Source organism: Streptomyces sp. NPDC050564, from assembly GCF_044457265.1.
In the GTDB taxonomy this organism is placed as follows: domain Bacteria; phylum Actinomycetota; class Actinomycetes; order Streptomycetales; family Streptomycetaceae; genus Streptomyces.
In genome coordinates this window covers 150,826-169,199 of sequence record NZ_JBITGS010000022.1, presented here as the reverse complement: position 1 = coordinate 169,199, position 18,374 = coordinate 150,826, and the positions used below count along the sequence as shown (strand labels likewise).

At 69.6% G+C, this 18,374-nt stretch carries 20 protein-coding genes; 6 read left to right on the top strand and 14 right to left on the bottom strand.

Annotated elements, in window-relative coordinates; genetic code table 11:
• The first annotated feature begins 16 nt into the window (after positions 1–16).
• Entirely contained in the window at positions 17–559 is a 543-nt protein-coding gene (locus ACIBK0_RS31750) for a PPA1309 family protein (RefSeq protein ID WP_399087469.1), read from the top strand.
• Positions 560–631: 72 nt separating this feature from the next.
• Here ACIBK0_RS31750 and ACIBK0_RS31745 read toward each other — a convergent pair whose 3' ends face one another.
• The 4 genes from ACIBK0_RS31745 to ACIBK0_RS31730 form a co-directional block, all read right to left on the bottom strand.
• Positions 632–1,729 (bottom strand): PDZ domain-containing protein, encoded by a 1,098-nt coding sequence (locus tag ACIBK0_RS31745; RefSeq protein ID WP_399087467.1) that lies wholly within the window; start codon positions 1,727–1,729, stop codon positions 632–634.
• Between the two features lie 120 nt (positions 1,730–1,849).
• Entirely contained in the window at positions 1,850–2,053 is a 204-nt protein-coding gene (locus tag ACIBK0_RS31740) for a hypothetical protein (RefSeq protein WP_399087465.1), read from the bottom strand.
• Positions 2,054–2,276: 223 nt separating this feature from the next.
• Positions 2,277–2,738 carry a molybdenum cofactor biosynthesis protein MoaE gene (locus tag ACIBK0_RS31735; protein WP_399087463.1) on the bottom strand — a complete coding sequence of 154 codons (462 nt, stop codon included), beginning with the start codon at positions 2,736–2,738 and terminating at the stop codon, positions 2,277–2,279.
• Positions 2,739–2,994: 256 nt separating this feature from the next.
• Positions 2,995–4,107: an SDR family oxidoreductase gene (locus ACIBK0_RS31730; RefSeq protein WP_399087461.1), complete on the bottom strand. Its 1,113-nt coding sequence runs from the start codon at positions 4,105–4,107 to the stop codon at positions 2,995–2,997.
• 191 nt (positions 4,108–4,298) lie between these two features.
• Between ACIBK0_RS31730 and ACIBK0_RS31725 the strand changes: the two genes are divergently transcribed.
• Both ACIBK0_RS31725 and ACIBK0_RS31720 read left to right on the top strand, forming a co-directional pair.
• Entirely contained in the window at positions 4,299–5,732 is a 1,434-nt protein-coding gene (locus ACIBK0_RS31725) for a zinc-dependent metalloprotease (RefSeq protein WP_399087459.1), read from the top strand.
• Entirely contained in the window at positions 5,729–6,244 is a 516-nt protein-coding gene (locus ACIBK0_RS31720) for an NUDIX hydrolase (RefSeq protein ID WP_399087457.1), read from the top strand. The genes ACIBK0_RS31725 and ACIBK0_RS31720 overlap by 4 nt, the downstream gene beginning before the upstream one ends.
• 63 nt (positions 6,245–6,307) lie before the next feature.
• On the opposite strand, the gene ACIBK0_RS31715 is transcribed toward ACIBK0_RS31720, so the two are convergent.
• The 4 genes from ACIBK0_RS31715 to ACIBK0_RS31700 form a co-directional block, all read right to left on the bottom strand.
• A complete protein-coding gene (locus ACIBK0_RS31715) occupies positions 6,308–7,063 on the bottom strand; it encodes an AIM24 family protein (RefSeq protein ID WP_399087455.1) in 756 nt (251 codons plus the stop codon).
• Between the two features lie 16 nt (positions 7,064–7,079).
• A complete protein-coding gene (locus ACIBK0_RS31710; protein ID WP_189189372.1) occupies positions 7,080–7,760 on the bottom strand; it encodes an AIM24 family protein in 681 nt (226 codons plus the stop codon).
• Positions 7,761–7,771: 11 nt separating this feature from the next.
• Positions 7,772–9,508 carry a TerD family protein gene (locus tag ACIBK0_RS31705; RefSeq protein WP_399087452.1) on the bottom strand — a complete coding sequence of 579 codons (1,737 nt, stop codon included), beginning with the start codon at positions 9,506–9,508 and terminating at the stop codon, positions 7,772–7,774.
• 121 nt (positions 9,509–9,629) lie between these two features.
• A complete protein-coding gene (locus ACIBK0_RS31700; protein ID WP_399087450.1) occupies positions 9,630–10,226 on the bottom strand; it encodes a M48 family metallopeptidase in 597 nt (198 codons plus the stop codon).
• Positions 10,227–10,444: 218 nt separating this feature from the next.
• Between ACIBK0_RS31700 and ACIBK0_RS31695 the strand changes: the two genes are divergently transcribed.
• A complete protein-coding gene (locus tag ACIBK0_RS31695) occupies positions 10,445–11,650 on the top strand; it encodes a TOMM precursor leader peptide-binding protein (protein ID WP_399087449.1) in 1,206 nt (401 codons plus the stop codon).
• Positions 11,643–13,007 (top strand): ABC1 kinase family protein, encoded by a 1,365-nt coding sequence (locus ACIBK0_RS31690; protein ID WP_399087447.1) that lies wholly within the window; start codon positions 11,643–11,645, stop codon positions 13,005–13,007. The genes ACIBK0_RS31695 and ACIBK0_RS31690 overlap by 8 nt, the downstream gene beginning before the upstream one ends.
• 18 nt (positions 13,008–13,025) lie before the next feature.
• Here ACIBK0_RS31690 and ACIBK0_RS31685 read toward each other — a convergent pair whose 3' ends face one another.
• The 5 genes from ACIBK0_RS31685 to ACIBK0_RS31665 all read right to left on the bottom strand — a co-directional run bounded on the left by ACIBK0_RS31685 (position 13,026) and on the right by ACIBK0_RS31665 (position 17,003).
• On the bottom strand, positions 13,026–13,250 hold the full coding sequence (locus tag ACIBK0_RS31685; RefSeq protein ID WP_399087445.1) for a hypothetical protein: 225 nt from the start codon (positions 13,248–13,250) through the stop codon (positions 13,026–13,028).
• Between the two features lie 118 nt (positions 13,251–13,368).
• Positions 13,369–13,692 carry a hypothetical protein gene (locus ACIBK0_RS31680; protein WP_388882909.1) on the bottom strand — a complete coding sequence of 108 codons (324 nt, stop codon included), beginning with the start codon at positions 13,690–13,692 and terminating at the stop codon, positions 13,369–13,371.
• Positions 13,689–14,057, bottom strand: coding sequence for a WhiB family transcriptional regulator (locus tag ACIBK0_RS31675; protein ID WP_054228178.1), 369 nt, complete (start codon positions 14,055–14,057; stop codon positions 13,689–13,691). Before ACIBK0_RS31675 ends, ACIBK0_RS31680 begins: the two co-directional genes overlap by 4 nt.
• A gap of 174 nt (positions 14,058–14,231) precedes the next feature.
• Positions 14,232–14,558, bottom strand: a complete 327-nt coding sequence (locus ACIBK0_RS31670; RefSeq protein WP_399087442.1) for a hypothetical protein — start codon at positions 14,556–14,558, stop codon at positions 14,232–14,234.
• A gap of 162 nt (positions 14,559–14,720) precedes the next feature.
• The gene (locus ACIBK0_RS31665) at positions 14,721–17,003 is read right to left on the bottom strand and encodes an ATP-dependent DNA helicase UvrD2 (protein WP_399087441.1); all 2,283 of its coding nucleotides are present in this window, start codon (positions 17,001–17,003) and stop codon (positions 14,721–14,723) included.
• Between the two features lie 127 nt (positions 17,004–17,130).
• Between ACIBK0_RS31665 and ACIBK0_RS31660 the strand changes: the two genes are divergently transcribed.
• Positions 17,131–17,373, top strand: a complete 243-nt coding sequence (locus ACIBK0_RS31660) for a mycoredoxin (protein WP_081219297.1) — start codon at positions 17,131–17,133, stop codon at positions 17,371–17,373.
• Between the two features lie 6 nt (positions 17,374–17,379).
• Here ACIBK0_RS31660 and nudC read toward each other — a convergent pair whose 3' ends face one another.
• Complete coding sequence (nudC, locus tag ACIBK0_RS31655; protein WP_399087438.1) at positions 17,380–18,327, bottom strand: NAD(+) diphosphatase; 948 nt, start codon at positions 18,325–18,327, stop codon at positions 17,380–17,382.
• Between the last annotated feature and the right edge of the window lie 47 nt (positions 18,328–18,374).

Below are 18,374 nucleotides of genomic sequence, written 5' to 3'. Positions count from 1 at the left end.
AGGCAGGATTGTGACCATGTCCAACACTCCCATGGCAGCGAGCCCGCTCACCCGAGCCGTACTCGAAATCGACGAGTACGCCTCAGGCCTCGGCTGGGACCAGCCCGCTCGCCTCTTCGCCCTCGTAGACACCGCGCGACTGCGGGCCCAGGAACCCGGCCTCGCGGCCCAGCTCGGCCTGCAGGACGAACCGGAGACCACCGGTCTCACCCCCATCGAGCAGGACGAGATCCCTGCCGACAAGCCGCTCGACGAGTTCCTCGGCACCATCGCCTGGCCGGACGCCGTAGTCGGCTGCGCGCTCACGGTGGAGCGGCTGATGCTGCCGCCGTCCGCGGAGGCCTCCGTCCCGGAGGGCCTCAGCGAGAAGAAGCTCGCGAAGTGGGTCGCCGAGCACCCGGACCGTCAGGAGGTACGCATGACGGTCGGCGTCCTGCGCGACGGCACCCGTGACTCGGCGCTTCGCCTGCGCGAGAAGGACGCGCCCACGGAGGTGCTCACGGGGTCGGACCTGGTACCGGGCCTGGCGGAGGCGCTGTCGGCGACGTTCGCGGACTGATCTCTCGCTGTACGTGGCTGGGGGCGCCCCCTGAACCCGGGACGCCCCCAGCCGTGTACAACCCGCTGTCCGTCAGCCCTTGGTGGTGCACTTCGGCAGGTCGGCCGTGTTGCCGGAGCTGATGTCCTTGAGGGCGCTCATCGCATCGTCGATGGTGTTGACCTTGACGAGCGTGAGCCCCTTGGGGGTGTCCTTGGCGGCGGCCGCGCAGTTGTTCTTGGGCGTCAGGAAGTACTGAGCGCCCTTCTCGCGCGCGCCCACCGTCTTCAACTCGATGCCGCCGATCGGGCCGACCTTGCCGTCGTCGTCGATGGTGCCGGTGCCGGCCACGAACTTGCCGCCGGTCAGGTTCCCTGGGGTGAGCTTGTCCACTATGCCGAGCGCGAACATCAGGCCCGCGCTCGGTCCGCCGACGTCGGCGAGCTTGATGTCGATGGCGAACGGGAACGTGTGATCGGTCCCGGCCGAGATCCCGACGATCGCCCGGTCCGTACCGCTGTCTTCGGACTTGGTCGTGGTGATCGTCACGTTCTTGGTCGCGGTCGCCGTCTTGTTCTCCTTCTCGGCGGCGGCCTGCTCCTTGGCGGGCACGATCGTGAAGACGACCTTGTCGCCCGGCTTGTGCTTGGTGACCAGCTTCGCGACGTCGTCGGGCGCCTTCACCGTCGTACCGTCGACGGCCTTGATGACGTCTCCGGCGTGCAGCCTGCCTTCGGCCGGGGATCCCTTGAGGACCGTGGAGACGATCACCCAGGACTTCACCGGGACGTTCAGCTCCTTCAGGGCGGCCACCTTGGCGCTCTCCTGGGACTGGCTGAACTCCTCGGCGTTCTCCTGCGTCGACTGCTCCTCGGTCTTGCCGTCGGGGTAGAGCGTGTCGTGCGGCACGACCTTGTTGTCATGCGCGAGCCACCCGTACACGGCCTCGACGAGGTTCATGTTGTAGTCGGCGCTGGTGACCCGGACCGTGGTCATGTTCAGATGCCCGGTGCTCGGATAGGTCTTGTGACCGGAGATCTGCAGCACCGGCTCGCCGTCGTGCTCACCCAGTGTGTTCACCGTGGGACCCGGTGACATCTCCGAGTACGGCACTTTGATGAACACTCCCGCGCACAGGAGCGCGATCAGGATCAGAGTCGAGGCGAGCATCGTCGCGGTGCGGCGTGGCATGGAACGACAGTACGGGACGGTGCTGTCAGCGCACCGTCAGGGCCGTCCGTACGGGGGCGGACGGGGCCGTGCTCACAGGCAGGAGCGCCACCGTGGATACGGGGCCGGAACGCGTCGGGCTCACACGGCGTCGGAGGCGGACTTCTCCCCGCCCGCGGACCTCTCCATGACGTCGGACCTCTCCATGGCTTCACGGAAACGCGTATATCCCGCGAGCTCGACGCCGTCTCCCATCGCCCTGCGATTGCGGCCGGCCCAACTGCCCCACAGTCCGGCGCCGATCGCAGCCACAAGCGGAATCAGCAACCAGGCAAGCGCCGCCATGTCGACCTCCCAACCCCATGAGCGACCGCAACTGACTGATCAGCAGATTAACCATTCGCAGTGTTAACGCTCACGGCAGGGCCCCGGTTACGCAACCGGAGGGCAGGTGAGAGGTTGGATAACTCTCAAGGCCGAATGAGCGGCCGAATCCTGAGAACGAATGACCGGCCGGAACCTCGGGTCGAAAGACCCGCCGGATCCTCGGGTCGAATGACCAGCCGCCTCAGCCGGCTCCGACCCACTCCTCCGTACCGTCGGAGAACTTCTGGTGCTTCCAGATGGGCACTTCGTGCTTCAGGTCATCGATGAGCTTGCGACACGCCTCGAAGGCCTCGCCCCGGTGCGGGCACGAAACGGCGACGACGACCGCGAGGTCACCCACGGCCAGGTCCCCGATACGGTGCACGGCGGCCAACGCCCGCACCGGATAGTCGGCCACCACCTTCTCGGCGACCCGCCGCATCTCCGCCTCTGCGCTGGGGTGACACGAATACCCCAGCTCATCGACGTCGGCACCACCGTCATGATTCCGGACTGTTCCGACGAACAGCGCGGTCCCGCCGGAGGCGTCGTCCCCCACGGTCTTGAAGACCTCGTCCAGGGAGAGCGGCGTCTCGCGAATGGCGATCAACTTGATCGCGTCCTGCGCCGCCTGCTCACCGGGATGGTCGTTCATGGATGCCATGAGCCCATCGTGCCCCACACCACTGACAACACGAAATAGAGGTTTCACCCGGCACACGCACGTGCGCCTTTGGAGCCTCCTACAGGAGATCATTCAGCCCGTCCGGCGTTCGAGGACGATGCCGTCAAGACCGGAGCGGGGGGGCTGAGGGAGGCAGCCCCCAGGTACGGGACGGCTGGGGACGGAGGGGGCAACCGCCAGGCCGACGCCCACCCCGGTCCGGTGCCCTGAAGCGCTGGCCGGGCCCCAAGCGCCCTCAGACCCGCCGCCGAGCCTTCCGAGCCCGCCGCACCACGGCAGCCGCACCCAGCAGAGCCACCGTCGCCCCCGCGGCCCCCGCCGCAGTCGCGTCCTTGCGCCCGAGCCGCCGCCCGGCCACGGTGTGCCGCCCGGCGACCTCCTCCAGCAGTTCCGCGAGGACCTCCTCATTGGTCCACTGCGGTCGCCACCCCGCGTCATGCAGCCGGCTCCCGCTCACCACCCAGGGATACATCGTGTACGCCAGATCCCCGGCGGGCGAAGGAGTGAGCCCGATCCGGTGAAGCCGAGCGGCAGCGCCCAGGGCGACGGCGGACGGCAGTTCCATCCGCCGGATCCCGCTCAGCTCCTCGACCTCCTCCTGCTCCAGCCATCCGTCGCACCCGACGGCGAGCTCTCCCTCCACCTTCTCGACGACGGCGTACTCCAGAGCACTGCACAGGTCCTCGACGTGACAGAACTGCCAGGCGGGCCGCGATCCCGCCACCACAAGCAGCCGAGGTGATTCGAAGTACCTGGTCAGAGCGGTATCGGTGCCACCGACGAGCACGGCGGGCCGCACGACGGTGACATTGAGCCCCGGATGCGCCCGCGGCGCCCGCCGTGCGAGCCGCTCGATCTCCAGGAGGTCGCCGACACCCGTGGCCTCGGCCGTCGCCCGCAATTCGGCGTCTTCGGAGAGGGGCAGTTCGTTGTCGGGCAGCGCCCCGTAGACCATCGCGGACGTGCACAGCACCACCCGGTGGATCCCGGCCGCGGCAGCGGCCGTGAGCACGGTCTGCGTCCCCCGGACGTTGTACGCCGTCCGAGCCGCCGCGTCCGTCTCCAGATCGAGGTCCAGCGCGAGATGCACCACGACGTCCGCCCCGCGCAGCTTCTCGGCGATCGCCGGGTCACGGACGTCCAGGATGTGCCACTGGGCGGCCGCGCACTCGCCGCGCCGCTCGTCGATGGCGATGACCTGCTTGATCTCCTCGCTGGCGGCGAGCCGCTCGGTGAGCAGCGCACCCACGCCGGACGCGGCGCCGGTGACCGCGACGACGGGCCCGCGCGGGGCTGGGCTGGTTGAGTGGTTTCGCGCTGCGCGAACCTGCGGATCTGGGGAACTCACCGGGCGTCTCCAGCGGTTGTCTTCAGTAACGGACGCGCGTGACGCGTGCGTACCAGGTGGCATCCATCCTGCCGCAGGCCAAGAGTCGGCGAAGCACCGAGGCCCAATCGGGCTGTGGTGTCTACGCTGGGTGGTGTTGTCGGGCAGCCGCCGTCGGAAAGAACCGGCGGCCTTACCAGCCGAGGAATCCCGTGAGTGACACCCCATTCGGATTCGGCCTTCCGCCGGAGGAGCCGGAGAACGGCGACGAGGGCAAGAAGAAGGACCAGGAGAGCGGCGGTGGTCAGGGACCGTTCGGTTTCGGGCTGCCCGGAGCCGGTGGTCCCGGAGCCGACAATCCGCTCGCAGCCATGTTCGGTTCCATGAACCCCAATGACCTGGGCGCCGCGTTCCAGCAACTGGGCCAGATGCTCTCGTACGAGGGCGGACCGGTGAACTGGGACATGGCCAAGCAGATCGCCCGTCAGACGGTCTCCCAGGGCACCCCTGACGGCACCAAGGACGCGAGCATCGGTCCCTCCGAGCGCTCCGCGGTCGAGGAGGCCGTGCGCCTGGCCGACCTGTGGCTGGACGACGCCACGTCGCTGCCGTCCGGCGCCGGCTCCGCCGTGGCCTGGAGCCGCGCGGAGTGGGTCGAGGCGACCCTTCCGGTGTGGAAGGAGCTCGTCGACCCGGTCGCTGAGCGCGTCGGCGCGGCCATGGGCGACGTCCTGCCGGAGGAGATGCAGGCCATGGCGGGACCGCTCATCGGCATGATGCGCTCCATGGGCGGTGCCATGTTCGGCACGCAGATCGGGCAGGCCGTCGGCGTGCTCGCGGGCGAGGTCGTCGGCTCGACCGACATCGGCCTGCCGCTGAGCCCGGCGGGGAAGGCCGCGCTGCTGCCGCTGAACATCGAGTCGTTCGGCAAGGACCTGAGCGTCCCCCAGGACGAGGTGCGGCTCTACCTGGCTCTGCGCGAGGCCGCCCACCAGCGCCTCTTCGCACACGTGCCGTGGCTGCGCTCGCACCTGTTCGGCGCGGTCGAGGGCTACGCGCGCGGGATCAAGGTCGACACGGCCAAGCTGGAGGACGTGGTCGGCCAGTTCGACCCGCAGAACCCCGAGGAGCTGCAGCAGGCGCTCCAGCAGGGCATGTTCCAGCCGGAGGACACCCCGGAGCAGAAGGCCGCGCTGGCCCGCCTGGAGACGGCGCTCGCGCTGGTCGAGGGCTGGGTGGACGCGGTAGTGCACGCGGCCGCCAAGCCGCGCCTGTCGTCCGCGGACGCGCTGCGTGAGACCCTGCGCCGCCGCCGCGCCACGGGCGGTCCCGCCGAGCAGACGTTCGCCACGCTGATCGGACTGGAGCTGCGCCCGCGCCGGCTGCGGGACGCCTCGCGTCTGTGGGCCTCGCTCACCGACGCGCGCGGCGTCGACGGCCGCGACGGCCTGTGGGCCCACCCGGACATGCTGCCGACCGCGTCCGACCTGGACGACCCGGACGGCTTCGTGCACCGCGAGCAGCTGGACTTCTCCGAGATCGACAAGATGCTCGGCGAGGCGGCGAGCGGTTCCGGTTCCGCCGAGAAGCCCAACCTGAAGAAGGACGACGACTCCAAGGACGACAAGGGCGACGGCGCCGAGTGAGCCTCCACGACGACGCGGTCCTCGTACTGAAGAGCTACGAGGAGCAGGAAGAGCTGCGCCAGACCTACCTGGACCACCTCGCAACACACCCCGACGGACTGTGGAAGGCCTGTCAGGACGGGCACATCACGGCGAGCGCCCTGGTGGTCGACCCGGCGCACGGGCGCGTGCTGCTGACCCTCCACAAGAAGCTGCGCATGTGGCTGCAGATGGGCGGCCACTGCGAGCCCGTCGACGCGACACTGGCGGCGGCTGCCCTGCGCGAGGGCACCGAGGAGTCGGGCATCGAAGGGCTGACACTGCTGCCTGGCGGCCCGGTGCGCCTGGACCGGCATCACACGCCCTGCGCCTGGCACCTCGATGTGCAGTACGCAGCGCTCGCCCCGGCCGGGGCCGAGGAGGCGATAAGCGACGAGTCCCTGGACCTGCGCTGGTTCGCGTACGACGACGTGGCGGACGTGGCCGACGAGTCGGTCGTACGACTCGTGGAGGCGACCCGCGCACGGCTGTGAACGTGTAAGGGGCGTCCGCCAAAGCGGTCGCCCCTTACGTTCGCTTCCTGGACTGACGGGTGGTCAGCTCCAGACGTTGCCCTGGTTCTGCCCGTGCGCACCGTGCTGGCCCATGCCGTACTGCGCGGCGAGGCCCTGTCCGATCACGGCGTTCTGTGGAGGCAGCAACTCACTGGGCTGGACGAGCGCGTAGCCCTGGCCCAGGAAGCTGAGCTCCCAGCCCTCACCGGTGTTGCCACGGCGCCGGAACACGCCCGAGGAGTGCGTCTGGGCCTGCATCTGCACGCGCAGGCCGGTGGACCACGCGACGATGGCGTCGGCGTCGCAGTTGACGTACTTGTCCGGTGTGACCTGCATCATCAGCGGCATCCCGGAGGTCATCAGCGCGACGTTGCCGCGTCCCGTGATGTTGAGCTGGTACTTGCCGGAGCCGGAGATGCCGTACTGGCTGTCCACGGCGATGACGTCGTAGTGCAGCGAGGAGTCCATCGCGAGCACATAGCTGCTGTCGACAGTGAGGCCGTCCTGCTCCACCTCCATGACGTGCACGTGCTGGGCGAGGTTGGCGAGGTAGACCGTCCCCTGCCCGTGACAGCGCATCAGGTCGAGGCCTTCACCGGTGTACGCACGCGAGCGCTGCTGACTGGTGTTCTGGTACTCGGCGTCGAACTCGACGAGCCCCTGGTACGCGACCATCGTGCCCTTGCGAGCGAGGATGTCGTCGTGGCCCTCCAGGACGATGCGCAGCATCTGCGAGTTCTGCAGGCTGTAGCGCTCCTGCGTCTGCTGCTCGTTGTAGCCGAAAAGCGGGCTCTGCATGGTGTCGTGCTCCCCCTCAGCCCCGGACTCGGAGGCGGTCGGTGCTGTCCTCGCTGGGCTGGACGACGACGATGCCCTGCCCGGAGAACGCCATCTGGTACGCCTCGCCGCTGCCGCGTCCGATCAGCGACTGCGCCTTGAAGCTGCGCTTGCCCTTCACCTTGAGGTTCGGGGACCAGGCGACGAGCGCGTCCGGGTCGACGTACGTCTCGTCCTCACCGCCGCCGCAGTCGACGACGATCGGCTTGCCGCGGGAGGTCAGCGCGACCCATCCCTGGCCGGAGATCTTGGTGTTCCACAGGCCCTGGCCGGCGAACTTGGCGAGCCCCTTCACCCGCTCGACGCCCCACTGGAGGTGTGCGTCGAAGGCGAGCAGATTGGTGGCATTGACGGAGATCGCGTCCCCGTTGAGGTTGATGACGACGACGTTCGCCCCGTAGTCGGCGAGGTAGAGCAGGCCGTCACCGGAGCACTTCATCAGCGGCGCGCCCTCGCCGGTGACCCAGTCGCGCGCGATCTGGCGTACGGCGGGCGGGTTGGGCTCGTACTGGACGAACCCTTCGTAGGCGACCATCGACCCCACGCGCGCGAGGAGGTCGTTTCCGGTCTGCATGGCGACCTTCAGCATGTGGTTGCCGTGGTTCTCCATGCGGGCGGTGACGGGTGCCGGGGCGAAGCCCGCAAGTGGCTGGTTCATGACGGGCTCCCTCAGACCTCGTACGGCTGGACGACGATGAAATTGCCGGGCGCGGCGCGGAACTGAAGGTTCACGCTCTCTCCGGTGTCGCCGGGGTAGGCGTTCCGGCGCATCCGCACCTGGCTGGAGACGATCACCTGTGCGGCCGCGGACCAGGCGACGACGGCGTTGCAGTCGGCGAAGGTCGTGGGCGTCACCGGCAGCACGACGGGGGCACCGTGCGTCTTCACGACGATCGTGCCGGTCCCCTGGAACTGCATGGTGAACAGCGCGCCTCCGGGGATGCCGTGTCCCTCGATCCGGCGCACCTCGTACTGGAGCGACTCGTCGAAGGCGAGCACGTTCTCCGCGGAGACACAGATCGCGTCGCCCTGGAGTTCGATGGGGTGCACGTGGGTGGAGTTCTCGGCGAGGAACACCTGCCCCTGGCCCGTACAGCGCATCAGCTGCATCTCCTGGCCGGTCGCATTGCCCACGATCCGCCCGGCAAAGCCGGCGCCCTTGTAACTGAAGTCGACCTTGCCCTGGTAGAGCACCATGCTGCCCTGGCGGGCCAGTACGGGCTGACCGCCGATGCCGAGGTCCACCCGGATGAGCTTCTTGTTCTGCTGCGTCCACCGCTGGCCGGTGGGCGTCTCCTTGAAGGCCCCCAGCGCGGCGGCCACGCCCGCGCCGCCCTGCGGGGCGCCCTGGGGAGCGCCGTACGCAGAGGGCGCGCCGGGCTGGCCGGGGTACTGTCCGGGCCCCTGGCCCGGGACCTGCCCGTACTGCGGCTGCTGACCGTAGCCCGGAGGCGCGGTCGGCGTCTGCTGTCCATAACCGGGAGGGGCGGACGGAGCCTGCCGGCCGTAACCGGGCGGCATCGGAGCCGTCTGGCCGGGAGGCTGCTGGCCGTATCCGGGCGGCGGACCGGGCTGCCCGGGCGGCTGCGTGTACGGCGCGGGGCCCGGCGGCGGAACGGGGCCGCCCGGCGGGGTGTGCAGGGGCGCGACGATGGTCGGTGCGGCATGCACCGAGGGCGCGGCGGGCGCCGGAGCGGGCGGCGGCGTGGCTCCCGAGGGCGCCGCGAAGCCCTGCGCGGCGGGCTGCGGCGCGGGCGCCGGGGCGGGAGCGGGTGCCGGGGCGGAGGCGGCCGGGGTGCCGAACGCGGGCGGCGCGGTGGCCGGGGGTGCGAAGGACGGTGCGGCCGCGGCCTGCGGCTGCTGCGCGGCGGGCGGCTCCTCGGCGACCTCGCCACCGAAGTTCTTCAGCAGCGCGTCGAGGCCGCCGTCGAAGCCCTGTCCCACGGCGGCGAACCGCCAGACGTCCTTCAAGTAGAAGTCGCCCAGCATCACGGCACGTTCCGTGGAGAACTCCGCGCCGCTGAACGAGTACCGGGCCACCTCCTCACCACCGGCGACAACGCGGAGATATCCGGGGGCGATCTGCGACATCTGCCCGGAGCCGTCGATGGTCGCCGTGAAGGACAGCTTCTGGATCTGCGCCGGGATCCGGTCGAGGGTCACACGGAAGGACTCCGTGTCGCCCGACTGGGCGCCGAGGAGTTGGATGGACTCCTCAGGGGTCTTCGGCTGGTTGAAGAAGACGAAGTACCGGTCGTCCGAGAGCCGTTCGTCGGCGTCCAGACCGAAGCAACTGATGTCGAAGGTCAGTCCGGGGCCGGTGATCTGCACGCCTACGTACAGATCGGTGCCCGCGGTGAGGTCACTGATCTTGGCCTTGTGGCCGCGTTGGAATTCCCTGGCCATGCGTAACGACCGTCCCCCATCCCGAATGCGAGTGCGTCGCGTCAGGCTAACGGCAAACTCTGGGAGTGGACGAAGCCGGTACAGACCCGGTACACAATCGGCCCTTGAGGGCGGACCCGCTCTACTCGTCGCGTGCGGCGGGCAGATGGGGCAGCCGGTCGGCAGCGACCACCCCTTCGAGGTAGCCGCGCGCACGTTCGGTACGCGGATACGCCTCGAGAAGCCGCCAGAAGCGCGGCCCGTGTCCGGGCACGAGCAAGTGGGCGAGTTCGTGGACGAGAACGTAGTCGACCACGTACTCGGGCATGCCCTGCAACCGGTGCGACAGACGGATGCTGCCCTCGGACGGAGTGCACGAGCCCCAGCGCGTGTTCTGATTCGTGACCCAGCGCACCGACGTGGGCCGGGCCCGGCCGTTGAAGTACTGGCCGGACAGGCGCTCCGCACGCTCGGCCAGCTCGGCGTCGCCGAGCACCCTCTTGTTCTCCTGGGCGGCCAGTTTGTCGAGCATGACGGTCACCCAGCGTTGCTCCTCCGCCTCGGACATCCGAGCGGGGATGAGCACGACGGTGCGATCGCCCTCGCGGTACGCGGAGACCGTTCTGCGCCGTCGCGCGCTCCTGCGGACCTCGATCGCGCTCGCCCCCGAACCGCTTGGTGGCGGGCTCGTCGTGCTGCGCTGTGGTTTTCCGGCGCGGTGCAGTGGGTCGGCGGGCACGCCCCGACGTTACCCGCTGCACACGGGGGAAGTCCCGCCCCCGGGACGGTTCGATGCCGATCCGCACTCCGTGCGCTTGATTTGTATGACGAACGGTGCAGCCTGTGGACAACTTTCGGCATCGTTCGGCCCGGACGGGCATGCTGGCATTCGATCGGCGGGCGCAGGAGACACACCGCCGGCACACGGGGACGCTCTATGGGCTACGGGGGTAGGTCATGCATCCGATGGTGAAGCCCGCGCTGCGGCGCGGTTGGCGGGATCTCAACACCGTGCAGTTCGGGATGGCACCGCCACACGCGATGGTGCTGGGCCCGATGGACACGGCGACGGGCAGTTTCCTGGACCTGCTCAACGGAGCACGCGGGATGCCGCTCCTGCGTGAGGAGGGACGCAGGATGGGGCTGCCCGACGGCCATGTCGACGCCCTCGTGGAGCGGCTGGCCCGATCCGGCCTGCTGGACGACGCGACCGGAGGCGGCCCGGCCGCGGACGCCTTGCGCAAGAAGAAGGCGGTGCTGGAGCGGCTGCGCCCGGACCTCGCCTCCCTCTCCCTCGTCACGAGCGAGCCGGGCGACGCCATCGAGCGGCTGGCCGCCCGGCGCTCACTGCGCGTACAGGTGCGCGGCGCCGGCCGGGTGGGAGTGGTGCTGGCCTCTCTGCTCGCGGGCGCCGGCGTGGGCGAGATCGATGTGCGCGACGTCGGCCGCGTGGAGCCGTGGGACGTGGCACCGGGCGGGCTGCCCGCCGAGTCCATCGGTGAGCGCCGGGAGGAGGCCGCTCGCCGAGCGGTGCGCCGAGCGGCACCGGACCGTCCACCTCGGGCATCCTCGCAGGGGACATCCTCGAACGAGGACGACAAGGACAAGGAACGGGGACTGGCACTGGTGATCCTCACTCCCCGGGACGGCCTCGGCATCCACGCGCCCGATCCAGCGGCGGCCGAGACTCTGATCGCTTCAGGGACGCCCCATCTCTACGCGGGTGTTGTGGAAGGCACCGGGATCGTCGGCCCCATGGTCCTGCCCGGCGACACCGGCTGCGCGGGCTGCCTCGACCGGGGACGCGCCGACCGGGATCCGACCTGGCCTCGCCTGGTCGCGCAGTGGCGCTCCGGGCGGCAGCGCCAGGTGCCGGCGTGCGACCTCACACTGGCGGCAGGGGTCGCCGGTCTGGCCGCCGGACACGCGCTTGCCTTCCTGGACGGCACATTGCCCTCCAGCGCGGGGGCCCGCTGGGAGGTATCGGTACCGGGCCTCGACTGGCACGCGAGACCGGTCTGGCCTCATCCGGCATGCCCCTGCGGCGCGGCGGAGAAAGCTAAGGGGGAGCGCCCCTCGGAGGACGGCGAGCCGCACGAGACAATGGCGGGGCAACAGCCGTACGCGGCACGGCTGTCTGGGACCTGGAGGGCGCATGTCTGATCTTCCCCGGAAGGCGGTCACCCGTACCGCCAAACTCGCCGCGCTACCGCTCGGCTTCGCTGGGCGGGCGACCTGGGGGCTCGGCAAACGTATCGGCGGGAAGTCGGCGGAGCTCGTGGGCCGTGAGCTCCAGCAGCGCACGGCGGAGCAGCTGTTCAAGGTGCTCGGCGAGCTCAAGGGCGGCGCGATGAAGTTCGGGCAGGCACTGTCCGTCTTCGAGTCGGCACTGCCCGAGGAGGTCGCGGGGCCGTATCGCGCGGCGCTGACGAAGCTTCAGGAAGCAGCGCCTCCCCTCCCGACAAGCAGCGTTCACTCCGCGCTGGAGGAGCGGCTCGGCGAGAACTGGTCCGAGCTGTTCCTGGAGTTCCAGGACAAGCCGTCCGCGGCGGCCTCGATCGGCCAGGTGCACCGCGCGGTGTGGCACGACGGGCGCGAGGTCGCCGTCAAGGTGCAGTACCCCGGGGCGGGCGAGGCGCTGCTGTCCGATCTGACCCAGCTCAGCCGATTCGCCAGACTTCTGGGTCCCCTGATCCCCGGCATGGACATCAAGCCGCTCATCGCCGAACTGCGCGACCGGGTGTCCGAGGAACTCGACTACGGGCTGGAAGCCCAGGCCCAGACGGCACACGCGGAGGAATTCGCGGGCGACCCGGACGTCCTCGTCCCGGCGGTAGTTCACCAGTGCGACCAGATCCTCGTGACCGAATGGATCGACGGGACACCGCTGTCGGAGGTGATCTCCGACGGTACCCAGGAGCAGCGGGACCGCGCCGGCCAGTTGCTGGCCCGGTTCCTCTTCTCGGGACCGGCTCGCACCGGCCTGCTCCATGCCGATCCGCACCCGGGCAACTTCCGTCTGCTGCCGGACGAGAAGAACGGCTGGCGCCTGGGCGTTCTGGACTTCGGAACGGTCGACCGCCTCCCGGGGGGCCTGCCCCTGCCGATCGGCGACTCCCTCCGCATGACCCTCGAAGGCGACGCCGAGTCGGTCTACGAACTGCTCTGCGAAGAGGGCTTCGTCAAGGAGTCCATAGACCTCGAACCCGACGCGGTCCTGGACTACCTCCTGCCGATCATCGAACCGGCCGCGGCGGACGAGTTCACCTTCACCCGAACCTGGATACGCAGCCAGGCCGCCCGAGTGGCCGACCCCCGCTCCCCCGCCCACCAGCTGGGCAAGCGACTCAACCTGCCCCCGGCATACCTCCTGATACATCGCGTGACCCTGAGCACCATCGGCGTCTTGTGCCAACTGGGCGCCACGGTCCGCCTGCGCGATGAACTGGAGGAGTGGCTGCCCGGGTTCCTGCCGGACGAGGAGCTGCTGGACGAGGAGGAATCGGCGGTTGAGGCCTGAGTGGACGGGCCTACCGGCCTACCACCACGCCGAGTCCAGGCGGCCCTCGATCGCTCTGAGGTTGGTGCGGGCGCAACTGTCGCAGAAGTAGTTGCGGGTACCGTTCTCGACCGAACAGGTCCAGGTCGGCTGGGGGCACTCGGCCCGGGTGCCGCAACGGGCGCACACGATGTGCTGGGCCTCGCCCGCGTCACGCCGCGGTGCGGAGCCGGTGCTGTCACTGTCCCCGGGAAGACTCGTCACCCCGCGACGATAACGCCGTGGCCGACGGTTCGCCCGGCACAACGCACCGCGGGGGCCGGTCCGTTCGGACCGACCCCCGCGAGGATTCACTGCCTGGAACTGCCGCGACTGCAATGGGCTACTGCATGACCGCCATGGCCAGCGCGCGCCGGGCTCGCATCGAGGCGCGCTCGGCCCGGCGCTGCATGCGGCGAGCGGTCGCCAGGCGCACGGCCCGACGTTCCTGCTCGGCCTGGTGCAGTCGCTCGTGCATATGCGCACGAGCCAGGGCTTCTGGGATGAGTTGCATCTCTCGGGTCCTGTTCTGACGCGAGTCGTTCGCGCCGGTGGTGGTGAAGTCTGGGATCGCGGAGCCTGCGGGCTCGCTGGTGGACGGCTTCATCGGGGCCTGCTTCTTGGGGTCGTGCGTCAGGGGGCGATCGATCGTTCCTCGGGCGTTCATGCCGCAACCGGGTTCTTGCGCGGGCGGCCACGCGGCCGCTTGCGGGCCACGACAACGCCCTGGACGAAGAGCTCGCCACCCCAGACGCCCCAGGGCTCACGCCGCTCCTTGGCGCCGGCGAGGCAGGCCTCGATCAGCGGGCAGGTGCGGCAGAGGGACTTGGCGTACTCGACATCGGCCGGCGACTCGGCGAAGAAGACCTCCGGGTCGTAGGAGCGGCAGGGGACGGGTACGCCGAGGTTCTCGATGGCGTCGTCGAGCGCGGTGAGCGCAGTGAGCGGGATCAAGGTGGAGTCCTCCGTGAGGCCGGGCGGGGGGATCGTTTCGGAAGGCGGTACGGACGGGGCGTGCGCTTCGAGTTGCACGGTTCGTCTTCCTCGTCTGGTCGTGCCGGCCGGTTGGCCGGTTGGCGGCTGGTACCGGGTTCTTTTCTTGTCCCGAGGCCCCTTCGCACTGCCGCCCCCGGTCGGGGACAAACAGAAGGGCCGCGGATCCCGGGTGGGGTTCCGCGGCCCTGAAGGCGCCGGCCTGATCGAGAATCAGGCTGGATCACTCCAGGGTTCAGGCCCACGGAAGGCCCACATCGTGTGGTGGTGCTGCGTTGTCTGCTTCAGGGCTCCGGCACCGGCCGCCGCAAAGGCATAGGCCTGCGCCTCTGCCACTACTGCTGCTTCCAGTGCCTGCGTCGGTCGCTCATTGCGCTCACGGATGGGAAGACCCGCGAGAGACAGGGAGGACTCCGGCCGGGCGGCAGGGATGCCGGACAGACCGGTGCCCAGGTTCGAGACGCCGAGCATGCACGTGGAGACGACCGAGCGATCGGTCATTTTGATGGTGCTGATGGAGCTGGTGGTGATGCTGATCACTGGAATCGCCTCCTCTCGGCGTCTAAGGGGACCGGGTGAGCCAGTCCGACGGTTATTAAGTACAGCACGGATCCAGGGCCTTGGAGAAGGCCGCCGTTTCCGTGCTTAGAACCTATGGGGATTGCTGGGGCATGCGCAAACTATTTTTTCGACGAGTTTGAATCAGTCACCATCGTCGCCTGCTCCAGGCTCTTGACCTGCACAGATAGCCAGAACGTCGGCTCCGAAGCGGTTCAGCTTGCGTACTCCGACGCCGGGGATCCGCGCCAGCTCGCGCTCGTCGTCGGGCACGGCCTCGGCGATCGCCATCAGCGTCTTGTCGGTGAAGACGCAGAACGCAGGCTGCCCACTGCGCTGCGCCTGCACCGCGCGCCACTCGCGCAGCCGCTCGTAGAGACCTTCGTCCATGTCGGAGGGGCAATCCTCACAGCGCATCAGTTTCATCTCGCCCGCGTCGGTCAGGGTGCGGCCGCAGACCCGGCAGCGGGCCGGGGTCCGGCTCGTCCTCCGTACGACGGTGCCACCGCTGCTTCCGACGCCGCGCTCGATGCCTCCCGAGCCGCCGCTGCTGCTGCGACCCGGGGTGGCGACGGAGCCCGGACGCAGCCCGTCGAGGAATCGGCTGGGCCGGCGGTTGGGCCTGCCGCCGGGCGAGCGGGACAGCGCCCAGGAGACGCACAGGTGCTCTCTGGCGCGGGTGACACCGACATAGAGGAGGCGGCGTTCCTCCTCGATCTGCTCGTCGGTCTTTGCGTAGGTGATCGGCATCATGCCCTCGGCGACGCCGACCAGGAAGACGACGTCCCACTCCAGCCCCTTGGCGGAGTGCAGCGAGGCGAGGGTGACGCCCTGCACGGTCGGGGCATGCTGAGCGCTCGCGCGTTCGTCGAGCTCCGCCACCAGGTCACCGAGAGTGGCACCGGCCTTGGCGGTGGCGAAGTCCTGTGCGAGGTACACGAGGGCGGCCAGCGACTCCCAGCGCTCTCTGACCGCGCCGGAGCCTGCCGGGGGCCGGCTGGTCCATCCTTCGCCGGACAGCACGGCACGGACCTGTGAGGGGAGGTCGACGGCGTCGTCGAGCAAGGAGTCGTTGCCCCCGAAGCGAGCCGCGGCACGCAGGGCTGCTCCCGCCTTGCGCACTTCCGGGCGGTCGAAGAACCGCTCGGCGCCGCGCAGCTGGTAGGGCACCCCGGCGTCGGCGAGGGCCTGTTCGTAGATCTCGGACTGGGAATTCGTACGGAAGAGGATCGCGATCTCGCCCGCGGGGACGCCTGAGGCGATGAGGTCGCGGATACGGCGGGCGGCGCCCTCGGCCTCGGCGGGCTCGTCCGTGTACTCGGCGTAGACGGGCTCCGGTCCCGGGGCGCGCTGGGAGATCAGCTCCAAGCGGTGCTCGGCGGCCCTGCCGCGGGCCTGGGCGAGCAGTCCGTTGGCGAGGTGGACGACCTGGGGCGAGGAGCGGTAATCGCGGACGAGCTTGACGACGGTGGCTCCGGGGTGGCGGGTACGGAAGTCGAGAAGGTGGTCGGGAGTTGCACCGGTGAACGAATAGATCGTCTGGCTGGCGTCACCGACGACGCACAGGCTGTCGCGCTCACCGAGCCACAACTCCAGCAGGCGCTGCTGGAGCGGGCTGACGTCCTGGTACTCGTCGACCACGAAGTGCTGGTACTGGGAGCGGACCTGATCGGCGATGTCGTGCCGGTCCTGGAGGATGGCGACCGTCAGCAGCAGGACGTCCTCGAAGTCGATGACCGCGCGATCGCGCTTGAGGTCCTCGTACGTCGAGTAGAGCTGGGCGATCTCGGCCGGATCGCGGGGGGCGTCGCGGCCGGCCTTGGCGGCGGCGGCCGCGTAGTCGGCGGGGATGGTCTGGGTGACCTTGCACCACTCGATCTCGCCGGTGACATCTCGCAGTTCGCCCCGATCGAGGCGAATGCGGCAGGCGGCTGCCGCGTCCGCGACGAGCTGGATCTTGCGATCGACCAGCCGGGGCAGGCTGCCACCGACTGCTTTCGGCCAGAAGTACTGGAGTTGGCGGAGCGCGGCGGAGTGGAAGGTGCGGGCTTGGACTCCGCCCGCGCCGAGCTGACGGAGGCGGCCACGCATCTCGCCCGCGGCGCGGTTGGTGAAGGTGACGGCCAGCACGCTGGAGGGCTGCAGGATCCCGGCGCGCACCCCGTAGGCGATGCGGTGGGTGATGGCCCGCGTCTTGCCCGTGCCGGCGCCCGCCAGCACGCACACCGGACCGTGCAGGGCGGTGGCGACCTCGCGCTGCTCGGGGTCGAGCCCGTCGAGCACCGCGTCGGCCGTGTCCGGAACCTGCGGGAAGAGGGTGGAGTGCGTTGCTGCTGTCACCCCGCCATGCTGCCAGGTCGCAGGAGGCGGACGAGCCGGTTGTCCACAGGGAGGCGCCTGCAGTCGTACTAATGCGGCAGGCGTCACGCTAATGCGGCAGGCGTCACGTCCCGCCGTGGCACCCCGGGTACCCCCTACGGGAATGGCCGCCAGGTCACATACGTTGCACTGCCAGCGACCACGCACCCCGAAGCCGTGAAGGAGCGCAAACGACATGCAGGGCACTGTGACGATGTACAGCACCACGTGGTGTGGCTACTGCCGTCGGCTGAAGAGCCAGATGGACCGCGAGGGCATCACGTACAACGAGATCAACATCGAGCAGGACCCGCAGTCCGCGGCGTTCGTGGAAAAGGCGAACGGCGGAAACCAGACGGTTCCCACCGTTCTCTTCCCGGATGGTTCGACGCTCACGAACCCTTCGCTGGCACAGGTCAAGCAGAAGATCGGCGTCTGAGCGACGTCAGGCGGCTGCCCCTCGCGTCGGCAGGGGCTTGCCGTACCAGAGCTCGATGAGGCGGGCCGCGATCGAGATTCCGTAGGGAGGCAGCACCTCTCCGGACTCGAAGGCGGCCCGCAGGTCTTCCCGGGAGAACCAGCGGGCTTCGTGGATTTCCTCGCCGTCGACGTTGATCTCGGACGAGGTGGCGCGGGCCATGAAGCCCAGCATGAGGCTGGAGGGGAAGGGCCAGGGCTGGCTGGCGATGTATTCGACCTCGCCGACCGTGACGCCCGCCTCCTCGAAGACCTCGCGGCGCACGGACTGCTCGATGGACTCGCCGGGCTCGACGAAGCCGGCGAGCGTGGAGAAGCGGCCTTCGGGCCAGTGCACCTGGCGGCCGAGCAGGATGCGGTCCTCGTCGTCCGTGACAGCCATGATCACGGCAGGGTCGGTGCGCGGGTAGTGCTCGGCGCCGCAGGCGGGGCAGCGGCGGATGTGACCGGCGGCCGCGATGACCGTGCGTTCGCCGCAGCGCGAGCAGAAGCGGTGCAGTCGCTGCCAGTTCTCCAGGGCGACCGCGTGCACCATCAGACCCGCGTCACGCGGGGACAGCAGCAGCCCGGCCTCGCGCAGACCTGCAGGGCGCGCGGACTGGTCGATACGGCCGGGAAGCGCGTCCTTCTGAAGTGCGAAATAGCTCACACCGTCGTCGTCCGCACCAAGGAAGTATCGGTGCGCCTCGGTGAGCGGGGCCTCGAAGGAGGGGGTCATCACGAGTTCAGTGGTGCCGTCCGCCGTCTCGTCGATGAGCACCTGACCGCCGGAGACCACGAAGACACGGGTCGTGGGGTGGCTCCAGGCCGCCGCGAGCCAGGCCTCGTCGAGCCGGTGGTGGGCGGCCCGGTCGATGCCGCTCGGGGCGGTGAGCGAGATGGGACGGTCGGCGGTGCGGTCGGTCCAGGTGGTCACGGGTGCTTCCAACTCCCCCGGTGGAACGGTTATTTCGGCGGGCGGTT

Excerpts from the sequence above, each read along its gene's own strand:
- ACIBK0_RS31745 (WP_399087467.1), bottom strand. The coding sequence starts at position 1,729 with ATGCCACGCCGCACCGCGACGATGCTCGCCTCGACTCTGATCCTGATC.
- ACIBK0_RS31740 (WP_399087465.1), bottom strand. The coding sequence starts at position 2,053 with ATGGCGGCGCTTGCCTGGTTGCTGATTCCGCTTGTGGCTGCGATCGGC.
- ACIBK0_RS31715 (WP_399087455.1), bottom strand. The coding sequence starts at position 7,063 with ATGCAGAGCCCGCTTTTCGGCTACAACGAGCAGCAGACGCAGGAGCGC.
- ACIBK0_RS31695 (WP_399087449.1), top strand. The coding sequence starts at position 10,445 with ATGCATCCGATGGTGAAGCCCGCGCTGCGGCGCGGTTGGCGGGATCTC.
- ACIBK0_RS31710 (WP_189189372.1), bottom strand. The coding sequence starts at position 7,760 with ATGAACCAGCCACTTGCGGGCTTCGCCCCGGCACCCGTCACCGCCCGC.
- ACIBK0_RS31660 (WP_081219297.1), top strand. The coding sequence starts at position 17,131 with ATGCAGGGCACTGTGACGATGTACAGCACCACGTGGTGTGGCTACTGC.
- ACIBK0_RS31690 (WP_399087447.1), top strand. The coding sequence starts at position 11,643 with ATGTCTGATCTTCCCCGGAAGGCGGTCACCCGTACCGCCAAACTCGCC.
- ACIBK0_RS31680 (WP_388882909.1), bottom strand. The coding sequence starts at position 13,692 with ATGAACGCCCGAGGAACGATCGATCGCCCCCTGACGCACGACCCCAAG.
- ACIBK0_RS31735 (WP_399087463.1), bottom strand. The coding sequence starts at position 2,738 with ATGGCATCCATGAACGACCATCCCGGTGAGCAGGCGGCGCAGGACGCG.
- ACIBK0_RS31750 (WP_399087469.1), top strand. The coding sequence starts at position 17 with ATGTCCAACACTCCCATGGCAGCGAGCCCGCTCACCCGAGCCGTACTC.
- ACIBK0_RS31705 (WP_399087452.1), bottom strand. The coding sequence starts at position 9,508 with ATGGCCAGGGAATTCCAACGCGGCCACAAGGCCAAGATCAGTGACCTC.